The sequence below is a fragment of the Herbaspirillum sp. alder98 genome, assembly GCF_020179755.1.
GTDB lineage: Bacteria > Pseudomonadota > Gammaproteobacteria > Burkholderiales > Burkholderiaceae_D > Herbaspirillum.
Window position 1 is genome coordinate 127,250 of sequence record NZ_JAIUCY010000006.1, and the last position, 22,747, is coordinate 149,996.

Here is a 22,747-nt window from a genome sequence, read left to right on the forward strand (position 1 = left end):
CTTCACTGAAGTGCGCCGCTTCCCCCTTCGGAACTCCCCCGATTCGAAACTTAGTAGGTCAGCGTGACCGTCACGGTATCCGAGTAAGTGCCAGCCAGCGGAGTCTGTGCAGCAGCCACTTGGCCATACACAGTCAGCGACTGGATCAGGCCGCTGCCGGTGCCGGTCAAGGTGTCGGTGCCGATGGTCGAACCCCAGTTGTTGGTGCGGCCCGAATCGCGATACAGCGCGTAGTTCAGGGTGCCGCCGCCACTGCCGGTCATCTTGCGGGCAGCAGTAGTTGCGCCTGCGCCGGTGCCGGCATCCAGACCGACGTTGTAGGCGGTGCCGTTGGTGCACAACACGGTGATGCCACCGGTTTGATTCACCACAGCTTGTGTGTAGGCGCCGAAGGCGATGGCCGAACCGACCACGGTGCAGGCTGCAACGACGTTGGCGCTGATGGTCAGCGAGCCGGTCGCGGTAGCGGCGAAGGATTGCGGAGCGCTGGTGGCCAGGACGATGGCGGCGATGGAAGCGGCAACGATGCGGTTGTTCTTGGCAAACATGTGATTCTCCCTGTGTCGTGTCCCGGCCTTGTCCTCACACCCTGCGAAGACTTCTGTGTGCAGCGGGTATGGATGTACTTTAATTTCTGGACCGCTCCCGCGACATAGGGTGAAACCCGAGAGCACGGCCAGACGCATCAGGCAAAACCCTAGTCACGAAAAAAACAACAGCGCCGCTAACGCCACCACGCCACCAATAAAAAAACGGCGTACTTCACCGAAGTACGCCGCCATCCCCCTCAGGATAAAACCCCCACGATATTTCCATTCCAGCAACCAACCAGGCCAGCCAGTGGCCGGGTTGTCAAATCAATAAGTCAAGGTAACGGTGACGGTATCCGAGTAGGTGCCAGCCAGCGGAGTCTGCGCAGCAGCCACTTGGCCATACACAGTCAGCGACTGGATCAAACCGCTGCCGGTGCCGGTCAAGGTGTCGGTGCCGATGGTCGAACCCCAGTTGTTGGTGCGGCCCGAATCGCGGTACAGCGCGTAGTTCAGGGTGCCGCCGCCGCTGCCGGTCATCTTGCGGGCAGCAGTAGTTGCGCCTGCGCCGGTGCCGGCATCCAGACCGACGTTGTAGGCGGTGCCGTTGGTGCACAGCACGGTGATGCCACCGGTCTGGTTCACCACAGCTTGTGTGTAGGCGCCGAAGGCGATAGCCGAACCGACCACGGTGCAGGCTGCGACCACGTTGGCGCTAATGGTCAGCGAGCCGGTTGCGGTAGCGGCGAAGGATTGCGGAGCGCTGGTAGCCAGGACGATGGCGGCGATGGAAGCGGCGACGATGCGGTTGTTCTTGGCAAACATGTGATTCTCCCTGTGTTGTGTCCCGGCGTTGTCCTCACACCCTGCGAAGACTTCTGTGTGCAGCGGGTATGGATGTACTTTAATTTCGGGAGCGGACCGGCGACATCGGGCGAAACCCGAGAGCACGGCCAACCGCATCAGGCAAAACCCTAGTCACGAAAAAAACAACAGGGACGGCGCATTCCGTCCGCGCCGAACCGACATAAATCCAATAAAAAACAAAATATTTATTCAATAAAATCAATAACTTGAACTATTAATCCTGCTTGTGCATATCGATATTTCCAATGAGCATTGGATTAACTTTTCCAGCGCGATTAAAGTAGGCCTCAGAGTAGATTCACCGGCGGCGCCACTTTCCAGATAGGACTGGGCGCCGCGAATCACTCTCCCCGCCCTTCTTTGCCCGCTTCAAACTCCTTGCCCGCGCCAACGCCTGTCCCGCATTTTTGATAGCATGCCGGCATGGATACCTCGAATACCCCCGAACTGAGTGCCCTGGCCGATACGGCAGGGCTGGGCCTGGGCACGGTCGTGGCCGGGCTGCGTACCTCGCGCGAAGTCACGCACAAGATCCGCCATCGCGGCGAGATCCGCGAGCTGCCGTCGCGAGAGGCGATGCAGGAAGTCCTGAAGAAACTGACCGCAGCGCTGTTCCCGACCCACTATGGACATACCATCCTGTCGGACGAAACCATCGACTATTTCGTCGGCAGCCAGCTCAATGCGGCGTTATCGGTATTAGGGGAACAAGTCAGGCGCGGCCTGTACTTTGGCGTGGATGAGCCGGAAGACGACGAGCAATTGCGCGCTCGCGCCGCCGTCATCACGCGTGAATTCGCGCATCAGTTGCCGGCGATTCGCGATGTGCTGGTGTCCGATATCCAGGCCGCCTACCATGGCGACCCGGCCGCCTCGAGCGTGTCGGAGATATTGCTGTGCTACCCCGGCACCACCGCCATCATCTACCACCGGCTGGCGCACGCGCTGCATCGCCTGGGTTCGCCTCTGCTGGCGCGCCTGATTTCCGATATCGCCCATTCGGCCACCGGCATCGATATCCACCCGGCAGCGCAGATCGCCGGCAGCTTCTTCATCGACCATGGCACCGGCGTGGTGATCGGCGAGACCACCATCATCGGGCGCAATGTACGTTTGTACCAGCAGGTGACGTTGGGGGCCAAGCGCTTTCCGACCGAGCCGGACGGTGCGCTGGTCAAGGGTATTCCGCGCCACCCTATCGTCGAGGACGACGTGGTGATCTATGCCGGCGCGACCGTGCTGGGCCGCATCACCATCGGCCAGGGCTCGGTCATCGGCGGCAATGTCTGGCTCACCCATGGCGTGCCGGCCGGCAGCAACATCTCGCAGGCGGAAATGTTGAGCGACTGCACGCGCTAGGCCGGCATCACGCCGGGATCACGCCGGGATCAGTTTCCCAGCGGAAAATAACGATTGATGAAGAACAGCGTGCCCAGCAGGCCAAGCCCGATGAACAGCACGGCGCCGATCATTTTCTTTTCGGAGGGCTGCAAGGGCTCCAGCGCTGCGGTGCCCAGTTCCTGAAACAGGTGTTGGTCGTTCATGCCGGATCCTTGTGAGGTGAGATAAGCTGACAAGCTCACTCTAACGCCGGCAAGCGACAAATCAAACGAAGCGATACGGCTTTACTTATCGGCTTACTGCATAAGCTGCGTACATCAAACGCGACGCGGCTCCCTGGCGCAGGCCACGGCGGCCAGCGCCAGGGCTCCTGCGGCCATGCTGTAGATCCACAATGACGACATCACCGGCAACAGCAAGCCCGCCATGATGGGGCCGGCGCCGGCGCCGATATCGCGCCAGATGGCGCGCCCGGCCAGCGCATGCACCCGTTCTTCGGGCGGAGTGCGGGCTGCCACGATGGGCGCCAGCAACGGCAATTGCAACGATCGCAACACCACGATGAAGCCGGCAAACAGCCACAGCGCCCCGGCGCCAAACCCGACCAGCGCGAGGCAGGTGGTCAGCGACAGCACCACCAGCACCCTGACCGCGCCGAAGCGTTCGGCCAGCCAGCCGCCCACCGGCGCCAGCACGATTTCACCGGCATAACGCATGGCCATCAAGGTGCCGGCGATCAACTCTGCGTGTTCGCTGAAGGATTGCTTGCTCATATAGGACAAGCCGATGATGAACAGGCCATCCAGCGTCAGGCCTTCGAGAAAAGACCACCAGTCGAGCGCATTGGGCATCTTCCAGCGCCGCGCCGGCGGCTTGGGATAAGGGTGGGATGGCAGCCGACGCGCCGCCAGCAAACCCAGCAAGGCGGTGCCCGCCACCAGCAAAAACACCACGCGCGGCCCGAACTGCGCCGCCAGCAAGGCGGCCGTGGGCAGCCACAGCATTGGGCCAATGGCGATCACTGCGCGCGAACGGCCCGAGCGCCTGGCCGCGCCCATCGGGTTGGCAGTGGACATCGATTGGGTCGACAGGTTGAGCCCGGCAAAGGCCATGCCCCACAACAGGCGCAACGGCAGCAGGACCCAGAAACCGTCCGCCACCACATAGCCCAGCGCGCACACCACCGCAGCAGCCACCGCCAGCATGCAGGTCGGACGGTCGCCGCGTTCGGCATAGAAGCGCGCCACCCAGCGGTAGCCGGCGATGCGCACCAGCCGGTTGGCGGCCAGCAGGATACCGACTTCGGCCAGGCTGACATGGAAGTTGGCCGCATACATGGGCAACAACAGATAGAGCACGATATCGGCGGGCAAGGCGGCCGAGAGTGACATCGCGGCGTGACGGGAATCGAGGTTGGCCTGGTGCGGATCGGGAGTCATGACGGCATCTTGAGGCTGGGCCGATGCGCTGACAAACGATATTAATTCGCCACATGCGTGATAAAATCTGACGCATGGCCGACCAAACCCTTCCGCTCAATGCCATCCGCGCCTTCATGGCAGCGGCCCGGCACCAGAGCTTCACGCTGGCCGCGCTCGAACTCAATGTCACCCACGGCGCCATCAGCCGCCAGATCAAGAATCTCGAAACCTATCTCGGCATGCCGCTGTTCGAACGGCGCATCCGGCAAGTGCTGCTGACCGAGCGCGGACGCCAGTTCTTCGAAGAAGCCAGCCCGGCGCTGGAACAGTTAGGGGCAGCAGCCAGGCGGGTAATGAAAGATGCGCCGACGCGCGCGGTCAGCATCAATGTGCGCCCCTCGTTTGCGGTGCGCTGGCTGATCCCGCACCTGTCGGGATTCGTCGAGCGCTACCCCGGCATAGAACCGCAGGTCGCCACCAGCGTGGCCACCGTGGCGCGCGCCCCCGGCCCGTTCGACATTGCGATACGGCGTGGCGAAACCAACTGGCCCGAGACCCTGAAGCTGCAACGTTTCATGGAAGACGAATTGTTACTGGTGGCGTCACCGGCGCTGCTGAAGAACACCCCCCTGCCCGACGCCCGTGCCATCACCGCGCACACGCTGCTGCTGTCGCACAGCCGCCGCAGCGACTGGGAAGAGTTCAAGCGCCTGACCGGCGTCAAGCGCTCGCGGCGTCAGCCGACCCTGCATTTCGATCACGTGCATTTTGTCTTGCAGGCGGCCGTCGATGGCCTGGGTCTGGCGCTGTCGCCGGTCTCGCTGGCGGACAACGACCTGCGCTCCGGTCGCCTGGTCTGCCCGCTGCCCGAGCTGCGCATGCCGCTGGCGCCCTATTACCTCGGCATCAGCGAGCAGGCCGGACCGGAAGCGCAGTTGTTCGCACGCTGGCTGGGCGAACACCGCCTCCTCAGCTAGCGCTGCGCCACGGCGTGAGCGCCTGCGACAGGCGACGCATCGCCAGGTCGAACAGATACGCGATGATGCCGATCAGCACGATCCCCATCACCACCACATCGGTGCGCAGGAGCTGGGTCCTGACTTTCGCCAGGACGACGGTGGTGGAAGAAAATCTAGGTACCACCAACCTCGTCGTCCCGGCGCAGGCCGGGATCCAGTGACTTCTGTTGTGACCTGACGAGCCATTGAAAGACGCTGGGTCCTGACTTGCGTCAGGACGACGGTGGTGGGAGAAAATTCAGGCACAACCAACCTCGTCGTCCCGGCGCAGGCCGGGATCCAGTGACTTCTGTTGTGACTTGACGAGCCATCGAAAGACGCTGGGTCCTGACTTGCGTCAGGACGACCGGGGTGAAGCCCCGGTCGTTTTCCAACTAAGCAAATAAGAAAACATTCTTAGCCATCCCCCACCCCACAGCGATCTAATAGCAGACCGTCCTCCGTTCACCGCACCGCAAGGAAACACGCGCATGGCCACAGACATCTTCTGGTTCCTCCCGACCTCGGGCGACACCCGCTATCTCGGCACCTCCGACTTCGGCCGTGCACCGACCCTCGACTACATGCGCCAGATCGCCGTGACCAGCGAGAACCTCGGCTATGACGGCCTGCTCATTCCCACCGGCGCCTCCTGCCTCGATCCCTGGGTGGTGGCCTCCAGCCTGGTGCCGGTGACGCACCGCATCAAGTTACTGGTGGCGCTGCGCACGTCGCTGGGTGGCCCAGGCCCGTCGGCCCGCCAGGCCGCCACGCTCGACCAGGCGTTGAACGGGCGGCTGCTACTCAATGTGGTGCCGGGCGGCGACGCCACCGAACTGGAAGCCGATGGCGTCTTCCTCAAGCACGACGAACGCTACCAGGCCGCCGACGAATACCTGACCATCTGGCGCCGCCTGCTGCAAGGCGAGAAAGTCGATTTCGACGGCAAGCATTTCAGCATCCGCCAGGGCCAGGTGTTTCATCCTGCGGTGCAAAAACCTTACCCACCGCTGTACTTCGGCGGCTCTTCCGATGCCGCCCACGACCTCGCCGCCAAGCATGTGGACGCCTACCTCACCTGGGGCGAACCGCCCGCTGCCGTGGCGCAGAAGATTGACGACGTGCGTGAACGCGCGGCGCGACAGGGGCGCACCGTGCGCTTCGGGGTGCGGCTGCATGTGATCGTGCGGGAAACCGCCGAAGAAGCCTGGGCCGATGCCGATCGCCTGATCAGCAAGCTGACCGACGACGATATCGCCCGCGCCCAGAAAAACTACGCGAACATGGATTCGGTCGGCCAGAAACGCATGGCAGCATTGCACGGCGGCCGCCGCGACAAGCTTGAGATTGCGCCCAACCTGTGGGCCGGCGTGGGCCTGGTGCGGGGCGGCGCCGGCACTTCGCTGGTCGGCGACGCCGCCACCGTGGCCGAGCGCCTGCAGGAATATGCCGACCTCGGGGTCGACACCTTCGTGCTGTCGGGCTATCCGCACCTGGAAGAATCGATCCGCTTTGCCGAACTGGTGTTTCCATTGCTGGGCAAACAAGCGGTCACCTTGCGTGACCGCGCCCAGACCGGCGGCGCGTTTGATATCCGCGCCGCCGCTTCTTAAGCAATCAGCTTCAGGTAAGCCGCTGCATCAAGAAATCCCTCGGCCGAAAACGGCACGGCCGGCTTGAGCTTGAAGATCCATTGCTCGTAGGGTGCGCCGTTGACCGCGTCGGGCGTGTCGACCAGCGCCTCGTTGATGGCGACGATCTCGCCATCGACCGGCGCATGCAGGTCGGAGGCAGTCTTGTTGGACTCGACGATGCCGCATTCACCGGCACGCTTGACGCTGCTGCCCACGGCCGGCATGTCCACATACACCAGCGGCCCCAGTTGCTCCTGGCCGAAGTCGGTGATGCCGACGGCCAGCACGCCGTCGGCTTCCACCCTCACCCACTCATGGGTCTCGGCATACACCAGATTGTCAGGTATCAACATGGCGCCCTCACTCGGCACGGCTACCGTCGGCAAACACCGGCTCGCCCAGGTTGAGCATCAGGCGATTGGCCCAGGCGAAGATGGCGATCGAATGGATCAGGTCCAGCACTTCCAGATCGTTCAGGCCGACTTCCTTCAAGGCCGCGATCTTGACCGCATCGATCGCATCGGGTTGCTCGGTCAGTTCGGCCGAGAATTTGGCGATCGCCTTTTCACGCGCATCGATACCGGAACCGTAAGGGTTGTCGAACACCTGCTGCACGGTGTCGCTGCGCTTGGCCAGTTGCTCGAAGCGCTGTGCATGCACCGAGGCGCAATAGACGCAACCGTTGATGCGCGAGACCACCAGCGAACCCAGCTCGCGCTCGGCGCGCGACATGCCGCCCGGCGCGTACATGATGGCGTTGAAGGCTGCCGAACGCTGACGCAGGATGTCAGGCTGGTGCGCCAGGAACAGGTAATAGTCGGAGGTCTTGGCCTTGGGATTGCTCTCTTCCAGCACCTTGATCTGGTCTTCGCTGGCTTGCTCCAGCGTGATCACGTCCAGCCAGGCATCCCACTCCAGCGACTCGTTGGTGAAACCGTTGGATTTGATGACGTTGCTCATGCGGTTCTCCTGTTATTGGTTGGCGGCCTGCATCGCCTTGAGGCCAGCGACCACGCGCAGCTGGTACGAGATGAAGGCGATCAGCTGCGACAGCGCGACCACCGCCGGGGTGCTGATGCCGGCGGCCGGCAGCTTCTCGATGGCCGCCTTGTCGCCTTCGACCGGACGTTGCGTCAGGGCGCGGGTAAAGACCAGCATGGCGCGCAGACGACCCTCGGCCAACTGCTCGGGTTCGCCACTGTCGGCGACGGCCAGTTGCGCCGCATCGACCGGCAGCGCCTGAGCGCGGGTGCGGTAGTGCGCGGCGACATCGGCGGCGCCGGCCAGACGGCAGGCGTACAGCGCGACCAGCAGGCGCTCGTCGAGGCCGATGCCTTCCAGCGCCGGATCGAACAGGGTGTCGTAGCTGCCCTGCGAGGCGACCGCCACTTTTTCGCGCTGGTGGCGCAGGGTATGCAGCGGGCTGCCGGCTTGCAGGCCGGCCAGTTGGTCGATGACATCGTTGTCGATATCGTAGATCGGGGTGCTCATGCGAGGTCCTTTCGGAGTGAATGCGTTGCGACAGCGTCGCGCAGGAACTGCTGCGCCTGCTGCCATGAATCGAGATCGGCGCGGGCATTGGCCGACGGCTCGCCGCCGCCGGTGCTGATGCGGCCCGACACCGGATGGGCATACGTGGTCTGGGTAGTCGGCACGAACGGGAACAGGATGGAATGACCGGCATCCTGGTAGTTACGCCACAACACCGGCCAGCGATATCCCACTTCGGCCAGCTTGTCGCGCACCATCGCGCAATAACGGCTCGACGGCCACGAGCCATCGTCGGTGGCCGACAGCAATAATACCGGCGCCTGGATATTCTCGACCGGAATGCGCGCACGCGCGACCGCCTCTGCGTCCTCCAGGGCGGTCAACATGGCCAGCTCGTGGCGATGCGGCGCCGGGCCATCGTCGAATGGCTTCCAGCTGGCGCTGCGGTTGTCGGTCCACTGGTGCGGCAACGGCTGCCCGCGCAATAGCCAGGTCGGCCCTTCGCGCCCCACCGCCGGGTCGGCCGCATTCTGGCCGCTATGCACCAGCGCACTGGGCACGTAGGCCAACACGGCCGAGACCTTGGCCGGGAAGGTGGCCGCCAGCAACAACACCAGTTCGCCACCACGCGATTGACCGCTGATGGCCACGAAATCATCTTTCGGATGCACTTCGGCGCGCAGCCAGTCGAGACCGCGCTCGAAGTATTCCAGCGGCGTGTTAGAGATATAGTCGGACAGCCCCGGCGCCTTGAAATAAGCCAGCGCAAAGGCGGCATAGCCACGCGAGGCATACAAGGCCGCACGCGGTTCGTTGATGCCGCCGCCGGAGCCGTTGACGATCATCACCGCCGGATGCGGCCCCGGCGTGGCCGGCAGGAACAAGGTGCCGACCAGCCCCTCTTCGCGCACCTCGCGCCGCACCACGCCGGGCGCGGCCAGGCGTTGCACCAGCTCGGCCGAGGCTGAGCCGGCCGTGATGCGGGTCGCCAGCGGCGCGCTCACATCGGCATTGAAGTTGTCGCGACGACCGGCCTGCACCGGCGTCTGCGACCACAGCAAGCCCATCGGATCGACGCCCTGGTAGTCGCCTTCCAGCGGCGCCTGGGTCGACAGGTCGACTTCGCCCTGCGCATCGGCGATGAAGCGGACGCTGCTGCGCCATTCGGCGCCCCGGCGCAGCGTCGACGCTACCACCTGCAACGCCTGGCCCGGGCTGGCGCCACGTATCACGATGCGACGCGGCACGTCGATCAAGTCGTCGGCCGGCGTGATGACAATCGAAAGATCGGCCATGGTCTTACTTGACCGGGGTGACCATCATCGCGGTGGTACGGTCGCTGCTGGAAGGGGTGACCTTCAGGCCCTTCTTGGCAGCCCAGATGTTCTGGTAGTGATACAGCGGGATCACACCGACGTCGTCCGACACCACCTTGGCCGAGGCGCGCAGGATGGCTTCGCGCTTGGCGGCATCGAACTCGGCCGTCGAATCGGCCAGCGCCTTGTCGACCGCAGGGTTGCTGTAGTGATTCCAGTTGGATGCGCCGATGCCCTTCTTGGGATCGACCGACCCCAGCACGTTGACCAGCGCATAGCTGGCTTCACCGGTACCGTTACCCCATGCCAGCACCGACACGGCAAACTCGTTCTTGTTGGCGCGCGCCGAATACGATGCCCATGGCAGCACCTCGACCTGGGTCTTGATGCCGATGCGGGTCCAGAACTGGGCCACCGCCTGCAGCGTTTCGGGCGCTTGCGGATAGCGGTCGTTAGGCACGTGGATGGTCAGCTTGAAACCGTCCGGGAAACCGGCCTCGGCCAGCAGCTTCTTGGCCTGGGCGGCGTCGAAGGCGATGTCCTTGATCTCGGGGTTGTAGCCGAAGGTGTCGGCCGGCATCCACTGGTTGGCTTCGGTGGCAGCGCCTTGCAGGATACGGTCGATGATGGCCTTGCGATTGATCGACAGCGACATGGCGCGACGCACGCGCACGTCTTGCAGCGGGTTCTTGTCGAGCTGCTTGCCGGCGTTGTCGGTGATGTACTGGCTGGGGCCGTCATGGAAGGTCGGCTGGATCAGCAGCACGCGCAAGCCGTTGTAGGGATAGACGGTGACGTTGGGCGACTGCTTCAGCTTGGCGATGTCCGACACCGAGACCTTGTCGATCACGTCGACGTCGCCCGACAGCAGCGCCGCGGTGCGCGCGGCGGCATTGTTGATGTAGCGATAGTTGACCTTGTCCCACAGCGGCTTGGGCCCCCAGTAAGTGTCGTTGCGCTGCATCACCACGCGGTCGCCCGGGGTGTAGGAGACGAACTTGAACGGACCGGAACCGACCACGGCGGCGCCGCTGTTATAGTTTTCGGTGGTCGATTTCTCGCCCACGTGCTTGCTGACGATATGCACCGACGCCAGGTTCAGCGGCAGGTCGGGGTTAGGAATATTGGTCTTGATGACCAGCGTCAGCGGATCCTTGGCGGTAACCGATTCGACCGTGCGCAGATAGCCGGCGAAGGTCGCCACACTGCCCGGCACGCTGCGCGCGCGCTGGTACGAGAAGATCACGTCATCGGCAGTGAAGGCTTTGCCATCTTGCCATTTCACGTTGGGACGCAGCTTGAATTCCCAGGTTTTGGGGTCGACGTTCTTCCAAGACAGCGCCAGGCCGGGTTGCAGCTTGTTGTAGTTGTTCTCGACCAGCAGGTCCCAGAAATGCAGGTCCACCGAGCGATCGCCGGCGTGGTTGTTCAACTGCGGGTCGAGCGACGACAAGGGGTCGGCGAAGGCGATGTTGAGGTTCTGGGCGCGCACGGCTTGCGCTGCGCCAGCCAGCGCCACGCCGGTCAATGCCACGGCCAGCAGGCGGGCCAGGAGAGTCTTTTTCATGTGTGTTCCTCTGTGGTGTTACAGGGTTTCAGATAAGAATGCTGTTACTGGACTTCATTGAGATGACAGGCGCTACGATGACCGGGTGCAACCTCGCGCAAGACCGGCACCTCCTGGCGACAGCGCGCCATGGCATGCGGACAGCGCGGATTGAAATGGCAACCCGACGGTGGATGCAAGGGGCTGGGAATCTCGCCCCGGATGGCGGTGAATTCCTTCTTCCGGTTCGACAGCCGCGGCACCTCCGCCAGCAAGGCCTGGGTATAAGGATGATTGGGGCGCGCAAACAGTTCTGCCACCGGCGCGCTCTCGACCACCCGCCCCAGGTACATTATCACCACCCGGTCGCAGATATGCTCGACCACGCCCAGGTCATGACTGATGAACAGATAGGTCAGGCCAAGCTGCTCGCGCAGGTCGGCAAACAGATTAAGTATCTGCGCCTGGATCGACACATCCAGCGCGGCCACGGCTTCGTCGCACACCAGCATGCGCGGTTGCACCGCGAGTGCGCGGGCGATCCCGATGCGCTGGCGCTGGCCGCCCGAGAACTGGTGCGGATAACGGTCGCGCAACGCCGGATCGAGCCCGGCCCGCATCAGTTGCTGCGAGACATAATCGTCGAGTTCGCCGCTGACCTTGCCATTGACCTGCGCCGCCTCGCCCACGATCTGGTCTACGCGCAGGCGCGGGTTGAGGCTGGCGTACGGGTTCTGGAAGATCATCTGCACATCGAGCCGGGCGCGGGCGCGCTCTTCACCCGACAACGCCGAGCGGTCGCGGCCATTGACCAGCGCCTGGCCGTCGGACGGGTCCAGCAGCCCTGCCGCCACACGGCCCAGGGTCGATTTTCCGCAACCGGATTCGCCCACCAGCCCCACCACTTCGCCCGGCATGACCTGCAGGTCGACCTGGTCCAGCGCGCGGGTGACGGCAGCCGGACGCAGCCAGCCGCGTTGTTGCAATTGGCGCGCCAGCCAGGTGCTGCGGCGTTCGCCGAAGCGCTTGGAGACGGCGCGGGTTTCGATGATCGGTGTCATTGTCTTATCCATGCTGCATGCCACCCGGATGAAAGCAGCGCACCAGGCGTCCGGCCTGCGGCTCGCTGATGGCCGGGGCCACCAGGCATTGCTGGGCCACCCGCTCGCAACGCGGGGCGAAGGCGCAGCTGGGCGGCAGGTGCAACAGGTTGGGCGTCATGCCCGGAATCTGCCGCAGGCGCTGGCCACGCCGGTTGTTGCCCGGCAGGCTGCCGATCAGGCCCTGGGTATAAGGATGCAAGGGCGCATCCAGCACCGCATCGACCGCGCCCTGTTCGACGATGCGCCCGGCATACATCACCGCCACTTCATCGGCCAGGCCCGCCACCACCGACAGGTCGTGGGTGATCCAGATCAATGCCGTGCCATGGCTGCGCGCCAGTTTCTGCACCTCGGCCAATATCTGCGCCTGGATCGTCACATCCAGCGCCGTAGTCGGCTCGTCGGCGATGATCAGGTCGGGCTTGTGCAGCATGGCGATGGCGATCGCCACCCGTTGCCGCATGCCCCCCGACAATTGATGCGGATACGCCTGCAAGCGCTCCTCGGGGCTGGCGATGCCCATCAGCCCCAGCGTGTCGCGCGCCAGATCGCGCGCCTCGCGGCGGCTGACCTTGCTGTGCGCCAGCACCGCATCGACCATCTGCGCCTCGATCCTGAGCACCGGGTTGAGCGTCATCATCGGGTCCTGGAAGATCATCGCGATGCGGTTGCCCTGCAGTTCGCGCAATGAAGTCTTGTCCAGCGTGACCAGGTCGCGTCCCTGGAACAGCACCTGTCCGCCGACGATGCGCCCGGGGTTGTCGACCATCCCCAGGATCGAGAAACCGGTCACGCTCTTGCCGGAGCCGGATTCACCGACCAGGCCCAGGATGCGTCCGCGCGACACCGACAGCGACACATCGTCGACCGCCGGCAGCACGCCGTCAGGCGTAAAGAAGTGGGTGCGCAGGTTGCGCACCTCCAATGTAGGGATACTGGTCACGGCGCTCATTTCTGCCACCTCGGATTCAGGATGTCGCGCAGACGGTCGCCCACCAGGTTGATGGCGACGATCACGATCAACAACGTGATGCCTGGGTAAAAACTGATCCAGTATTCGCCCGAGAGCATGTACTGGTATCCATTCGAAATCAGCAGGCCCAGCGAGGGCTCGGTAATCGGCACGCCCAGACCGAGGAACGACAGGGTCGCCTCCAGCGTGATGGCGCGCGCCACCTGCAGCGTGCCGATCACGATCAGCGGCGGCAGGCAGTTGGGCAGGATGTGGCGCACCATGATGCGCCAGGCCGACAGGTTCAGGCCGCGCGCGGCTTCCACATATTCCTTCTGGCGCTCGACCAGCGCCTGGCCGCGCGCAGTACGGGCGTAATAGGCCCACTCCAGCACCACCAGGGTCGCCATCACGTTGAAGATGCCCTTGCCCACGTACGCCAGGATCAGCATCGCCACCAGGATCGAAGGAAACGACAGCACCAGGTCGGCCAGGCGCATCAGCAGCGCATCGATCTTGCCGCCGGCATAGGCCGCCAGCAAACCGACCAGGGTACCGATGATGCCGGCGATCAGCGCCGAGCCGACGCCGATGCCCACGCTGATGCGCAAGCCATACAGAATGGCCGAGACCAGGTCGCGCCCCTGGCCGTCGGTGCCCAGCCAATAGGTATAAGTGCCGGCGCCGTTGGGCGTGCCGGGATGCAGGCGCGAATCGAGCACGTCGAGCTGCATCAGGTCGTAGGGATTCTGCGGCGTGATCCAGGGCGCGGCGAGCGCCGCCACGATCAGCAACAGCACGATGGCCAGGCCCAGCATGGCCGACTTCGACGCGACGAAATGGCGCAGCACGCGACGCCAGGGCGACTCGCGGGACGGTGCGGTGAAGGCCGACATCTGGGCGATGCGCTCGCGCACCTCGGCCTGGGTCATGACGGCATTCGTGGTCTCAGGCGTACTCATGCGCGTACCTCCACCCGCACGCGGGGATCAAGAAACTTATAGAGCACGTCGACGATCAGGTTGATGGCCACGAACATGCACACGATCACCATCAGGTAAGCCACGATCACCGGACGATCCAGCGCGTTGATGCTGTCCAGGATCAGCTTGCCTGCGCCCGGCCAGGCGAAGATGCTTTCGGTGACCACCGCGAAGGCGATGGTGGAGCCGAACTCCAGGCCCAGCACCGTCACCAGTGGAATCAGCGTATTGCGCAATACATACATCAGCACCACCCTCGCCGGCGACAGGCCCTTGGCGCGGGCAAAGCGCACGTAATCCATCGGCAGCACCTCGCGCACATTGGCGCGCGTGAGCCGGATCACCAGCGAAATCTTGAACAGCGACAGGTTGATCGCCGGCAGCAGCATGTGACGCCAGCCGTCCGCCGTCAGCCACGACCATTGCACGCCGAAGAGCGGCGCGGTCTGCCCGCGTCCGCCCGAGGGCAACCAGCCCAGCGTCACCGAGAAGGCCATGATCAGCATCAGGCCGATCCAGAAGGTGGGCAAGGAAAAACCGAAGATGCTGCCCGTCATCACCAGTCGCGACAGCGGGTGATCCGGCTTCATGCCAGCCAGCAGGCCCAGCGGGATACCGATCAGCACCGCCAGCAGCAAGGCCGCCACGGCCAGCTCCAGGGTGGCGGGCAGACGCTGGAAGATCAGCAGGATGGCCGGCGTGTTATAGACGAAACTGTTACCCAGGTTGCCATGCAACGCGCCATTGAGAAACGCCAGGTACTGGCGCCACACCGGCTGGTCCAGGCCCAGTTCCTTGATGATGCGCAGGCGATCGACCTGATCGACGTCCTGCCCGATCAGGATATCGACCGGGTTACCGATCATGTGCAGGCCGAAGAAGACGATCACCGTCATCAACAACACCACCATCAACGCCTGCAACAGGCTGCGCACGATCGCCTGGGTCATGGCGTGTTCCCTGTCGGCGTGTTTCCATCCTGCAGTTCCCAGGGCGATTCGGTCCACTCGTCGCCGACCAGCTCCGGTTCTTCATAGGCCTGGATATTGACGTAGTGATACGCCACGTCTTCGCTGTACAACTGGGCGGCGATGCCTTGCGCCAGACGATAGGCGCCATCGCTGATGGCCGGGATATCGCCCGAGATGGTGCCGTGGCTGGCCACCGCCGGATAGCAGAAGCAATGCACCCGCTCCAGTCCCGGCAAGGCGCCAGGCGACTTCTGCTGGAACTCGAAGACCGGGCCCAGGTAAGGCATGTCGCGCAGCTCGGCGTCTTCTTCGCCCGCCGGTGGCGTGAAGCGGTCGGCCCAGCTCAGGATCTGTGGGGCGATGGTGGCAAATTCGGGGCGGATGTTCCAGTCGACCTTGAAGCCGGTCGAGAAGATCACGAAGTCGACCTCCAGCGCGCCACGCGAGGTCTGCAACTGCACCACGTCGCCCTGCACCGTGGCGCCCTCGATAGCGGTGCCCAGCAGGAAGCGCGCATTGGCAAAGGCCGATACGCGACGGGTGCTGCCCGACGGCGGCGGCACCTGCTGGCGATTGACGTAATTACGGATGCGCCACTTCCATTCATCCGGCAGATGCCAGTGGCCATTGACCAGGCCCGGATTACCCGAACCTTTTCCCTTGTTGACGCGCGGCAGTTCCTGGCGACGGATCAACAGGTCGACCCGGGCTGCGCCCTCTTCGAGGGCAGTCGCGGCGCTGTCCATGGCGGACGAGCCGCCACCGATGACCGCGACCCGCTTGCCCTTCAGGCTGCCATAGTCGAACACGTCGGAAGAATGCGCCCACTTGTTGCGCGGCAGCGCCTGCGCCAATGGCGGCAAGGCCGCGCCGCCCAGGCCGTCGCGGCCGGTGGCCAGCACCACCCGACGCGCCAGCACGAAGGCCGCGCCATTGGGGGTGGACAGATGCAGTTCGACCACGCCATCGGCGCGCGGCTGTATCCGTTGCAGGCGGTGTTGGTTGCGCACGTCCAGGCGCATGGCGCGCCGGTACCAGCGCAGGTAATCCATCCATTGCAGGCGCGGGATCTTGTCCAGCGCATTCCATGCCTCCAGGCCGAACTGGGCCTCGAACCAGGCGCGGAAGGTCAGCGTCGAAAAACCCAGGGCCGGGCCGGTCAGGGTCTTGGGCGAGCGCAGCGTTTCCATGCGCGCGGTGGTGGCCCAGGGGCCTTCGAAGTCTTCCGGTGACTGATCAAAAATGACATTGCGCACGCCCAGGTGCGACAGCGCCACCGACGCCGCCATCCCGGCCTGGCCGCCGCCGATGATGGCCACGTCCAGCACATCCTGGCCGTCGCGGCTGATGACCGGCGTCCACGACTTGCCGGGCAGTGCCAGCCATTCGAGGTCCTGGCGCAGCCGCGCTTCGAGCGCGGCCAGGCCGATGCCTGCCGCTGGCCCGGCGCCGGTGTTGTTATCCGGGAAACTTGGTGTGACTGCCATGGTGATCTTTCTTTAACAGGTTCTACCGAATGCGACGCTGGCCCACCCCGGCCGGGCTTTGCTGCGTCGTCTCGCCAGCGGCGCACATTGCGCGCGCCTGCCAGCCCTTTTCATTACGACAACTCGATTACAACAACTCATCATGTGCGGCCGCGTCGCGTTTGACGAAACCATGCAACAGACTGCGGGCGGCGCTTTCCACTGCTTCGATCAAGGCTTCGGTGGTGGCCGTAATGGGCTTGCCGAACGGTGTCACCACGCCGAAGTAGAACGGTATCTCAACGGCCAGGGGGCGCACCACCAGGCCCTCGATGGGCATGCCGCGCGCCGTGATCGGCTCCACCAGCGCCACCCCCAGCCCCGCGTGCGCGGCCATGATGGCATTCAACGACGTATTGGTATCGATCGCCACGTCCAGCGGTTGCTCGGCGCCCAGGGCGGTTTCGATGCGCTGGCGCAACCGGTAGCGGTTGGACATGGTGATCACCCGCTGCCCCTGCAGCACCTGACGTGAAATACTGCGCTCACCGGCCAGCGGATGGTCGGCCCGCATCACGGCCACGCAAGGCGCCTCGCCGATCCAGTGCAATTGCAGGCCGCGGTGCGCCACCGGCAAGCTGGTCAGCCCCAGGCTGACGGTGCGATGCAGTACCGCATGCACCACCTGCTCGGCCGAGGCGCTACGCAGCTGAATGTGCTCGGGCAAGCCCGGCGCCCCGCCCTGCGCCACCAGTTGCAGCGCAGCCGGGGCGATGGTCGAGGCCAGGGCCGGCGTGGCGACCATGTGTACCGGCTGAGCCTCGTCCCGTCCGATTTCGGCGGCCCGCTCGCGAATGCTGCGCAAGCCTACTAGCGAACGTTCGACCTCTTCATACAATAGAAAGGCCTTGGCCGTCGGCGTGACGCGCGGACCGTTGCGGTCGAACAGGGCATAGCCGAGCTCGGCTTCGAGCTCGCCAATGGTCTTGCTGACGGCCGGCTGCGAACGCCCAAGGCTGCGCCCTGCGCCGGTGATGCTGCCGATCGTCATGACTGCCGCAAAGGCTTCGAGCTGGTTGAGGTCCATTGTGACGTCGGCGCGACTATCCTTGTATATGATTTTCGAATTATAGGATTCTATTCATTCCGTTTCAGTATAATAATTTTGTATAAGCTAATGCCAGCACCAAAACGCTTGCCATCACGCCTTAGTTGTTAATTTGCATAAGAAAATAAATTTATATTTGTTTTCCAACTAACAGACGTGCCGTAAGGTAGACCCGTTACTTATCAACCTGCACCTGGTCATGAACGATTCCGCTCCCTGTCGCCCGCCGGCCGATCTCGTCTTCCCCATCTATCTCGACTATGGCGCGACCACGCCGGTCGACCCGCAAGTGGCGCAGGCCATGTGCGACTACCTGACCAACAAGTTCGGCAATGCCGCCAGCAGCTCGCACCCGTTCGGGTGGGAAGCGCGCCGCGCGGTCGAGCATGCGCGCGCCGACGTGGCCGCGCTGGTCGGGGCGCAGCCCAATGAAATCGTCTGGACCTCGGGCGCGACCGAATCGAACAACCTGGCCATCAAGGGCATCGCCCAGTCGCTGGGCCACAAGGGCCGTCACCTGGTGACGGTGGCCACCGAGCACAAGGCGGTGCTCGACACCATGCACACGCTGGAGCGCGCCGGTTTCGACATTACCTATTTGACACCCCAGGCCAATGGCCTGATTACCCCAGAACAATTGCGTGCAGCCTTGCGCCCGGACACCATCCTGGCGTCGGTGATGTACGTCAACAACGAGATCGGCGTGATCCAGCCGATTGCCGAGTTGGGCGAACTCTGCGCCGCGCAGGGCGTGGTGTTTCACGTCGATGCGGTGCAGGCGGCGGGCAAGATCCCCATCGACCTGACGCAGTTGAAGGTCGACCTGATGTCGTTCTCGGCGCACAAGGTGTATGGCCCCAAGGGCATCGGCGCGCTGTATGTGCGCAGCACGTCCGGCCTGAAGCTGGAAGCGCAGATCGACGGCGGTGGTCACGAGAACGGCATGCGTTCGGGCACCCTGGCCACGCACCAGATCGTCGGCATGGGCGCGGCCTTTGCGCTGGCGCGCGAGCGCCTGCATGAGGAAGCGGCGCGGGTAAAAGCCTTGCGCAATCGCCTGTGGGCTGGCATTCGCGACTTGCCTGGGGTGCAATTGAATGGCTGCAGCGAGCAGCGCGTGCCGCACAACCTGAACGTCAGTTTTGCGCCGACGCGGCGCGGCCCCCTGGGCAGCCAGTTGCTGGGCGTGGCGGTATCGGCCGGTTCGGCCTGTAACTCGGCCGCATCGGCCCCCTCCTTCGTGCTGCTGGCCATTGGCCGTTCACCCGATGTGGCGCGCAATGCGGTGCGTTTTTCGCTGGGACGCGGCACTACCGAGGCCGAGATCGATTATGTGATTGCGGCGGTAAGGCAGGTGGCGGTGGTTGAGGCACTGCAAGCGGCTTAGGGCGCGTGCGCTGCCGGTGACAACGGCGGATCAGATCGCACTAAAAAGTCAGCTAAGGTGGGCGTGGTCCTAAGCAACTGCACTGGTGCAGCGGGCAAACCCTTCCCTTAGAGATGCGCCTAGTTGTTCATCGTTGATGCGCCTGTCGACAAAAAGAATCTCCGGCCCATCATTGCTAATACCAGAGTAGCCGCCAATATTCTTGTGATGAGTAGGCTTGATCTCGATTCTATCGTCGTCAGCCGTAATCCAGCAGCAAGCCATTTTTCTCATTAGCGCCTTGCGCGTCTTATAGCCGTATTGCTGCATCAGCCCGATTTCGCGCTCTTTGGCGATCTTTTGCACGATCCCGGATTTGAAAATCTCTTGAAACTGTGCCACGGGTGTTTGCTTGCTTTTAGCTAACGCCGACTTCAATGCTGCTCCCAACTCAGGGTCCGTAGATGTAGATGGGAGAATCTGTGCTGCAACTTCAGGATCATCATAACTAAGCATACCTTGCGACGTCGTGATGACTTGGTATAAGTCGCCATTGAAATATACCGTAGCCTTTGATGTATTTCTCATCAGTTCACCTTCGTTCGGCTGCCATCAGTTATGACTCCGCTATGTCTACTAAAATCTGGTCGGTCCACACTTCTGCTACCGGCATACCCAGTTCAGCCTGCTTCAGCATCGCAACAATTTTCTCTATTGAGAAACGTTTTTTCTTGATGGCAAACCTCCTTCGCTATAAGGCCTAGTTTGCCGAAAAACTCACTTTCGGGGTGGTCTGGATCTACCGATGCAGATCACCCTTAACTCACTCCCATCTATTTAAAATCATCTAACCAATCTCCCATCGGATCTCTAGAATGATTGAAATTGTAATCACCAAATTTTCTTACAGACTCTATAACAAGAGCGTCATTTACATCGATTTCATGAAGTTCATTTGTAGCTCTATCTTTTTGAATATAGATACGATCAATTTCAAGTTCATTGCTTTTATTCTTCCTTCCAAGGATTTTTGCTTTATAAAACAACGCCGATTTTCCTCCGCCAAGGCTCGGGACCACTTTGAGTATTGGGTAAATTACATTTGAATTAGATATTTTTACTTTTATTGGGAAATCGAAATCTTCTGGATAATGCTCTCCAAGGAGAAACAATCCATTTGTTTGATCAACAAGCCATCCTGTTACTTCAATTAGAGCATCCGTTGAAATAGAACTAGAGTTAAGTAATTCTTTGACATCCATTATTATTTTCCTGGACCGGCCAGCCTTCAGTAGACACTCACAAGTCATTTAGCGCGTAGCGCTTCTCGAACTCTACAGGTGACAAGTCGCCAGCGGAGCCATGCCGACGAATTAGGTTGTAGAACATTTCAATGTAATCGAATACGTCTGTTGTCGCGGTAGCCCTGTTCGGGTAAATATGCCGCGTGATTCGCTCCTTCTTCAAGGCGCTAAAGAAGCTTTCTGCAACGGCGTTATCATGGCAGTTACCGCGACGGCGCATACTCGGCACCATATGGTGGGCCTTCAGGAATAACTGCCAGTCATCACTAGTGAACTGGCTTCCCTGATCGGAATGTACCATTACGCCGGGCCCTGGTTTACGTTTCCAGACTGCCGCTAACAATGCTTGCAACACCAGATCGCTGGGTACGAACGACACTGGGCACCGGCCTTCGCCGGCGCGACGGGATAACTATCGTTCAATCTACGTCGACACCCATTGCCCCGTCGCCCTGACGCAAGTCAGGACCCAGTGTCTTTCGCAGTATTCCAAGAAAATGCTTCGCCGCTATCGGCACATGGCATGGAACGTCGGTATTGCCCCCCCTCGACCGCAGGCAACAACACCAACCATTCCCGCATAAGCAATCACATTTTTATCAGTTCCGGCCCGGCAACACGTCGCGCTAGACTCGATCAGTCCACTTAGAACTGATCAACGTGATTCGCATCGAGCAACTGCACAAAAGTTATAACACCGGCAAGCGCGACATCGTCGCCCTGACCGATATCAACCTCGACATCGCCCAGGGCGAAGTGTTTGGCATCATCGGCCGCTCCGGGGCCGGCAAGAGCACGCTGATCCGTAGCCTCAACATGCTGGAGCGCCCCGATGCCGGACGCGTGCTGATCGAAGGCGTCGACATCACCGAACTGGGCCACGAGGCGCTGCTGGGCTTGCGCCAGCGCATCGGCATGATCTTCCAGCACTTCAACCTGCTCAATGCCCGTACCGTGGCCGACAACATCGACTGGCCACTCAGGATCACCGGGCGCTACAGTCGACAGCAACGCAGCGATCGCGTCACCGAACTGTTGCAGCTGGTCGGACTGGAACAACATCGCGACCAATACCCGGCGCAATTGTCAGGTGGGCAGAAGCAGCGCGTGGGCATCGCCCGGGCGCTGGCCAATACCCCGCAACTGCTGCTGTGCGACGAAGCCACTTCTTCGCTCGATCCCGAAACCACCCATTCGATCCTGCGCCTGCTGCTCGACATCAATCGCAAGCTGGGCCTGACCATCGTGCTGATCACCCACGAAATGGAAGTGATCCGCACCGTCTGCGACCGCGTGGCCGTGCTCGACGGCGGGCGGGTGGTCGAAAGCGGACCGGTGGTCGAGCTGTTCCTGCAACCACGCCATGCCGTCACGCGGCGCCTGCTGGGTGCGTCCGAAGCCGAAGACGACCAGTTGCCCCGGCAGCGGCGCGATGGCGCGCGACTGGTGCGCCTGTCGTATGCGGGCGAGTTGGCTGCGCAGCCGATCCTGTCGCAACTGACGCACGCCACCGCTGCCCTGGCCACCATTATCGAGGGCCATGTGTCGCGCCTGAAGGACATCCCTTACGGCCAGTTGCTGGTCGAGTTCTCCGGCGGTGAAGAGGCCGTCACGCAGGTCCTGGCGCGGCTGGCCGAACGGCAGATCCAGCATGAGGTGCTGGCATGAGCATCGCCTTCGACATGAGTCTGATCGACTGGCCGGAAGTGTGGGATGCCACCGTCGAGACGCTGGCCATGACCGGCGGCTCGCTGTTCTTCACGGTGCTGCTGGGCTTGCCGCTGGGGATCCTGCTGTTCCTGACCAATCGCCGCCAGTTGCTGCAGCAACGCGGCGTTTATTTAGTCTTGTCGCTGCTGGTCAATGTACTGCGCTCGGTGCCTTTCCTGATCCTGCTGATCGTGCTGATTCCGTTCACGCTGTGGCTGGTGGGCACTTCGCTGGGCGTCACCGGCGCCATCCCGCCGCTGGTGATCGGCACCGCGCCGTTCTTTGCGCGGCTGACCGAAAGCGTGCTGCGCGAGATCGACCGCGGCGTCATCGAAGCCTGTACCGCCATGGGCGCGCGCCGCCGCCAGATCATCTTTGGCGCGTTGCTGCCCGAGGCGCTGCCGGGATTGCTGGCGGCCGTCACCATCACCGCCATCACGCTCATGTCGTACGCCGCCATGTCGGGCGTGATCGGCGGCGGCGGCCTGGGCGACCTGGCGATTCGCTACGGCTACCAGCGCTTCCAGACCGAAGTGATGGTGGTCACGGTCGCCATCCTGGTGGTGCTGGTGCAGCTGCTGCAGTTCTTCGGCGACCGCCTGGTGCTGCGCTTCACGCGTCGCTGATGCGATTCACCCCT

24 protein-coding genes and 1 pseudogene are annotated in these 22,747 nt (G+C 62.7%); 6 read left to right on the forward strand and 19 right to left on the reverse strand.

The features are described 5' to 3' along the window. Window positions 1–50: 50 nt before the first annotated feature. Window positions 51–548 (reverse strand): spore coat U domain-containing protein, encoded by a 498-nt coding sequence (locus LBW87_RS15515; RefSeq protein WP_225200858.1) that lies wholly within the window; start codon window positions 546–548, stop codon window positions 51–53. A gap of 309 nt (window positions 549–857) precedes the next feature. Further along, window positions 858–1,355 carry a spore coat U domain-containing protein gene (locus LBW87_RS15520; protein WP_225200858.1) on the reverse strand — a complete coding sequence of 166 codons (498 nt, stop codon included), beginning with the start codon at window positions 1,353–1,355 and terminating at the stop codon, window positions 858–860. A gap of 465 nt (window positions 1,356–1,820) precedes the next feature. Here LBW87_RS15520 and epsC point away from each other — a divergent pair, with 465 nt between their 5' ends. After that, window positions 1,821–2,756, forward strand: a complete 936-nt coding sequence (gene epsC, locus LBW87_RS15525) for a serine O-acetyltransferase EpsC (RefSeq protein WP_225202394.1) — start codon at window positions 1,821–1,823, stop codon at window positions 2,754–2,756. Window positions 2,757–2,785: 29 nt separating this feature from the next. On the opposite strand, the gene LBW87_RS15530 is transcribed toward epsC, so the two are convergent. Both LBW87_RS15530 and LBW87_RS15535 read right to left on the reverse strand, forming a co-directional pair. Next, window positions 2,786–2,941: a hypothetical protein gene (locus LBW87_RS15530; protein ID WP_225202395.1), complete on the reverse strand. Its 156-nt coding sequence runs from the start codon at window positions 2,939–2,941 to the stop codon at window positions 2,786–2,788. Window positions 2,942–3,055: 114 nt separating this feature from the next. Continuing rightward, on the reverse strand, window positions 3,056–4,177 hold the full coding sequence (locus tag LBW87_RS15535; protein ID WP_225202396.1) for an MFS transporter: 1,122 nt from the start codon (window positions 4,175–4,177) through the stop codon (window positions 3,056–3,058). A gap of 74 nt (window positions 4,178–4,251) precedes the next feature. On the opposite strand from LBW87_RS15535, the gene LBW87_RS15540 reads away from it, so the two are divergent. Next, the gene (locus tag LBW87_RS15540) at window positions 4,252–5,136 is read left to right on the forward strand and encodes a LysR substrate-binding domain-containing protein (protein WP_225202397.1); all 885 of its coding nucleotides are present in this window, start codon (window positions 4,252–4,254) and stop codon (window positions 5,134–5,136) included. On the opposite strand, the gene LBW87_RS15545 is transcribed toward LBW87_RS15540, so the two are convergent. Next, on the reverse strand, window positions 5,129–5,302 hold the full coding sequence (locus LBW87_RS15545) for a hypothetical protein (RefSeq protein WP_413927652.1): 174 nt from the start codon (window positions 5,300–5,302) through the stop codon (window positions 5,129–5,131). The genes LBW87_RS15540 and LBW87_RS15545 overlap by 8 nt on opposite strands. A 346-nt stretch (window positions 5,303–5,648) precedes the next feature. Here LBW87_RS15545 and ssuD point away from each other — a divergent pair, with 346 nt between their 5' ends. After that, window positions 5,649–6,770: an FMNH2-dependent alkanesulfonate monooxygenase gene (ssuD, locus tag LBW87_RS15550; RefSeq protein ID WP_225202398.1), complete on the forward strand. Its 1,122-nt coding sequence runs from the start codon at window positions 5,649–5,651 to the stop codon at window positions 6,768–6,770. Here ssuD and gcvH read toward each other — a convergent pair. The 11 genes from gcvH to LBW87_RS15605 all read right to left on the reverse strand — a co-directional run bounded on the left by gcvH (window position 6,767) and on the right by LBW87_RS15605 (window position 17,706). After that, complete coding sequence (gcvH, locus tag LBW87_RS15555) at window positions 6,767–7,144, reverse strand: glycine cleavage system protein GcvH (protein WP_225202399.1); 378 nt, start codon at window positions 7,142–7,144, stop codon at window positions 6,767–6,769. The genes ssuD and gcvH overlap by 4 nt on opposite strands. A gap of 7 nt (window positions 7,145–7,151) precedes the next feature. After that, complete coding sequence (locus LBW87_RS15560) at window positions 7,152–7,751, reverse strand: peroxidase-related enzyme (RefSeq protein WP_225202400.1); 600 nt, start codon at window positions 7,749–7,751, stop codon at window positions 7,152–7,154. 12 nt (window positions 7,752–7,763) lie between these two features. Then, window positions 7,764–8,282 carry a CMD domain protein gene (locus LBW87_RS15565; protein WP_225202401.1) on the reverse strand — a complete coding sequence of 173 codons (519 nt, stop codon included), beginning with the start codon at window positions 8,280–8,282 and terminating at the stop codon, window positions 7,764–7,766. Beyond that, on the reverse strand, window positions 8,279–9,577 hold the full coding sequence (locus LBW87_RS15570; RefSeq protein ID WP_225202402.1) for an acyl-CoA thioester hydrolase/BAAT C-terminal domain-containing protein: 1,299 nt from the start codon (window positions 9,575–9,577) through the stop codon (window positions 8,279–8,281). The genes LBW87_RS15565 and LBW87_RS15570 overlap by 4 nt, the downstream gene beginning before the upstream one ends. Window positions 9,578–9,581: 4 nt before the next feature. Continuing rightward, on the reverse strand, window positions 9,582–11,165 hold the full coding sequence (locus tag LBW87_RS15575) for an ABC transporter substrate-binding protein (RefSeq protein WP_225202403.1): 1,584 nt from the start codon (window positions 11,163–11,165) through the stop codon (window positions 9,582–9,584). Between the two features lie 44 nt (window positions 11,166–11,209). Then, window positions 11,210–12,217, reverse strand: a complete 1,008-nt coding sequence (locus LBW87_RS15580) for an ABC transporter ATP-binding protein (RefSeq protein WP_225202404.1) — start codon at window positions 12,215–12,217, stop codon at window positions 11,210–11,212. Further along, on the reverse strand, window positions 12,210–13,199 hold the full coding sequence (locus tag LBW87_RS15585; RefSeq protein ID WP_225202405.1) for an ABC transporter ATP-binding protein: 990 nt from the start codon (window positions 13,197–13,199) through the stop codon (window positions 12,210–12,212). The genes LBW87_RS15580 and LBW87_RS15585 overlap by 8 nt, the downstream gene beginning before the upstream one ends. Next, window positions 13,196–14,161: an ABC transporter permease gene (locus tag LBW87_RS15590; protein WP_225202406.1), complete on the reverse strand. Its 966-nt coding sequence runs from the start codon at window positions 14,159–14,161 to the stop codon at window positions 13,196–13,198. The genes LBW87_RS15585 and LBW87_RS15590 overlap by 4 nt, the downstream gene beginning before the upstream one ends. Next, complete coding sequence (locus tag LBW87_RS15595; protein ID WP_225202407.1) at window positions 14,158–15,132, reverse strand: ABC transporter permease; 975 nt, start codon at window positions 15,130–15,132, stop codon at window positions 14,158–14,160. The genes LBW87_RS15590 and LBW87_RS15595 overlap by 4 nt, the downstream gene beginning before the upstream one ends. Then, window positions 15,129–16,640, reverse strand: coding sequence for an NAD(P)-binding domain-containing protein (locus tag LBW87_RS15600; RefSeq protein ID WP_225202408.1), 1,512 nt, complete (start codon window positions 16,638–16,640; stop codon window positions 15,129–15,131). The genes LBW87_RS15595 and LBW87_RS15600 overlap by 4 nt, the downstream gene beginning before the upstream one ends. 127 nt (window positions 16,641–16,767) lie before the next feature. Beyond that, window positions 16,768–17,706 (reverse strand): LysR family transcriptional regulator, encoded by a 939-nt coding sequence (locus LBW87_RS15605; RefSeq protein ID WP_225202409.1) that lies wholly within the window; start codon window positions 17,704–17,706, stop codon window positions 16,768–16,770. A gap of 220 nt (window positions 17,707–17,926) precedes the next feature. Here LBW87_RS15605 and LBW87_RS15610 point away from each other — a divergent pair, with 220 nt between their 5' ends. Then, window positions 17,927–19,114 (forward strand): aminotransferase class V-fold PLP-dependent enzyme, encoded by a 1,188-nt coding sequence (locus LBW87_RS15610; RefSeq protein WP_225202410.1) that lies wholly within the window; start codon window positions 17,927–17,929, stop codon window positions 19,112–19,114. Window positions 19,115–19,183: 69 nt separating this feature from the next. Here LBW87_RS15610 and LBW87_RS15615 read toward each other — a convergent pair whose 3' ends face one another. The 3 genes and pseudogenes from LBW87_RS15615 to LBW87_RS15625 form a co-directional block, all read right to left on the reverse strand. After that, a complete protein-coding gene (locus LBW87_RS15615; RefSeq protein ID WP_225202411.1) occupies window positions 19,184–19,681 on the reverse strand; it encodes a contact-dependent growth inhibition system immunity protein in 498 nt (165 codons plus the stop codon). Between the two features lie 245 nt (window positions 19,682–19,926). Continuing rightward, window positions 19,927–20,355, reverse strand: coding sequence for a hypothetical protein (locus tag LBW87_RS15620; RefSeq protein ID WP_225202412.1), 429 nt, complete (start codon window positions 20,353–20,355; stop codon window positions 19,927–19,929). A gap of 37 nt (window positions 20,356–20,392) precedes the next feature. After that, window positions 20,393–20,761: pseudogene (locus tag LBW87_RS15625) on the reverse strand (DDE-type integrase/transposase/recombinase); the annotation flags it as partial. A gap of 296 nt (window positions 20,762–21,057) precedes the next feature. On the opposite strand from LBW87_RS15625, the gene LBW87_RS15630 reads away from it, so the two are divergent. Continuing rightward, window positions 21,058–22,065 (forward strand): methionine ABC transporter ATP-binding protein, encoded by a 1,008-nt coding sequence (locus LBW87_RS15630; protein WP_225202413.1) that lies wholly within the window; start codon window positions 21,058–21,060, stop codon window positions 22,063–22,065. Next, on the forward strand, window positions 22,062–22,733 hold the full coding sequence (locus tag LBW87_RS15635) for a methionine ABC transporter permease (protein WP_225202414.1): 672 nt from the start codon (window positions 22,062–22,064) through the stop codon (window positions 22,731–22,733). Before LBW87_RS15630 ends, LBW87_RS15635 begins: the two co-directional genes overlap by 4 nt. The last annotated feature ends 14 nt before the right edge of the window (window positions 22,734–22,747 follow it).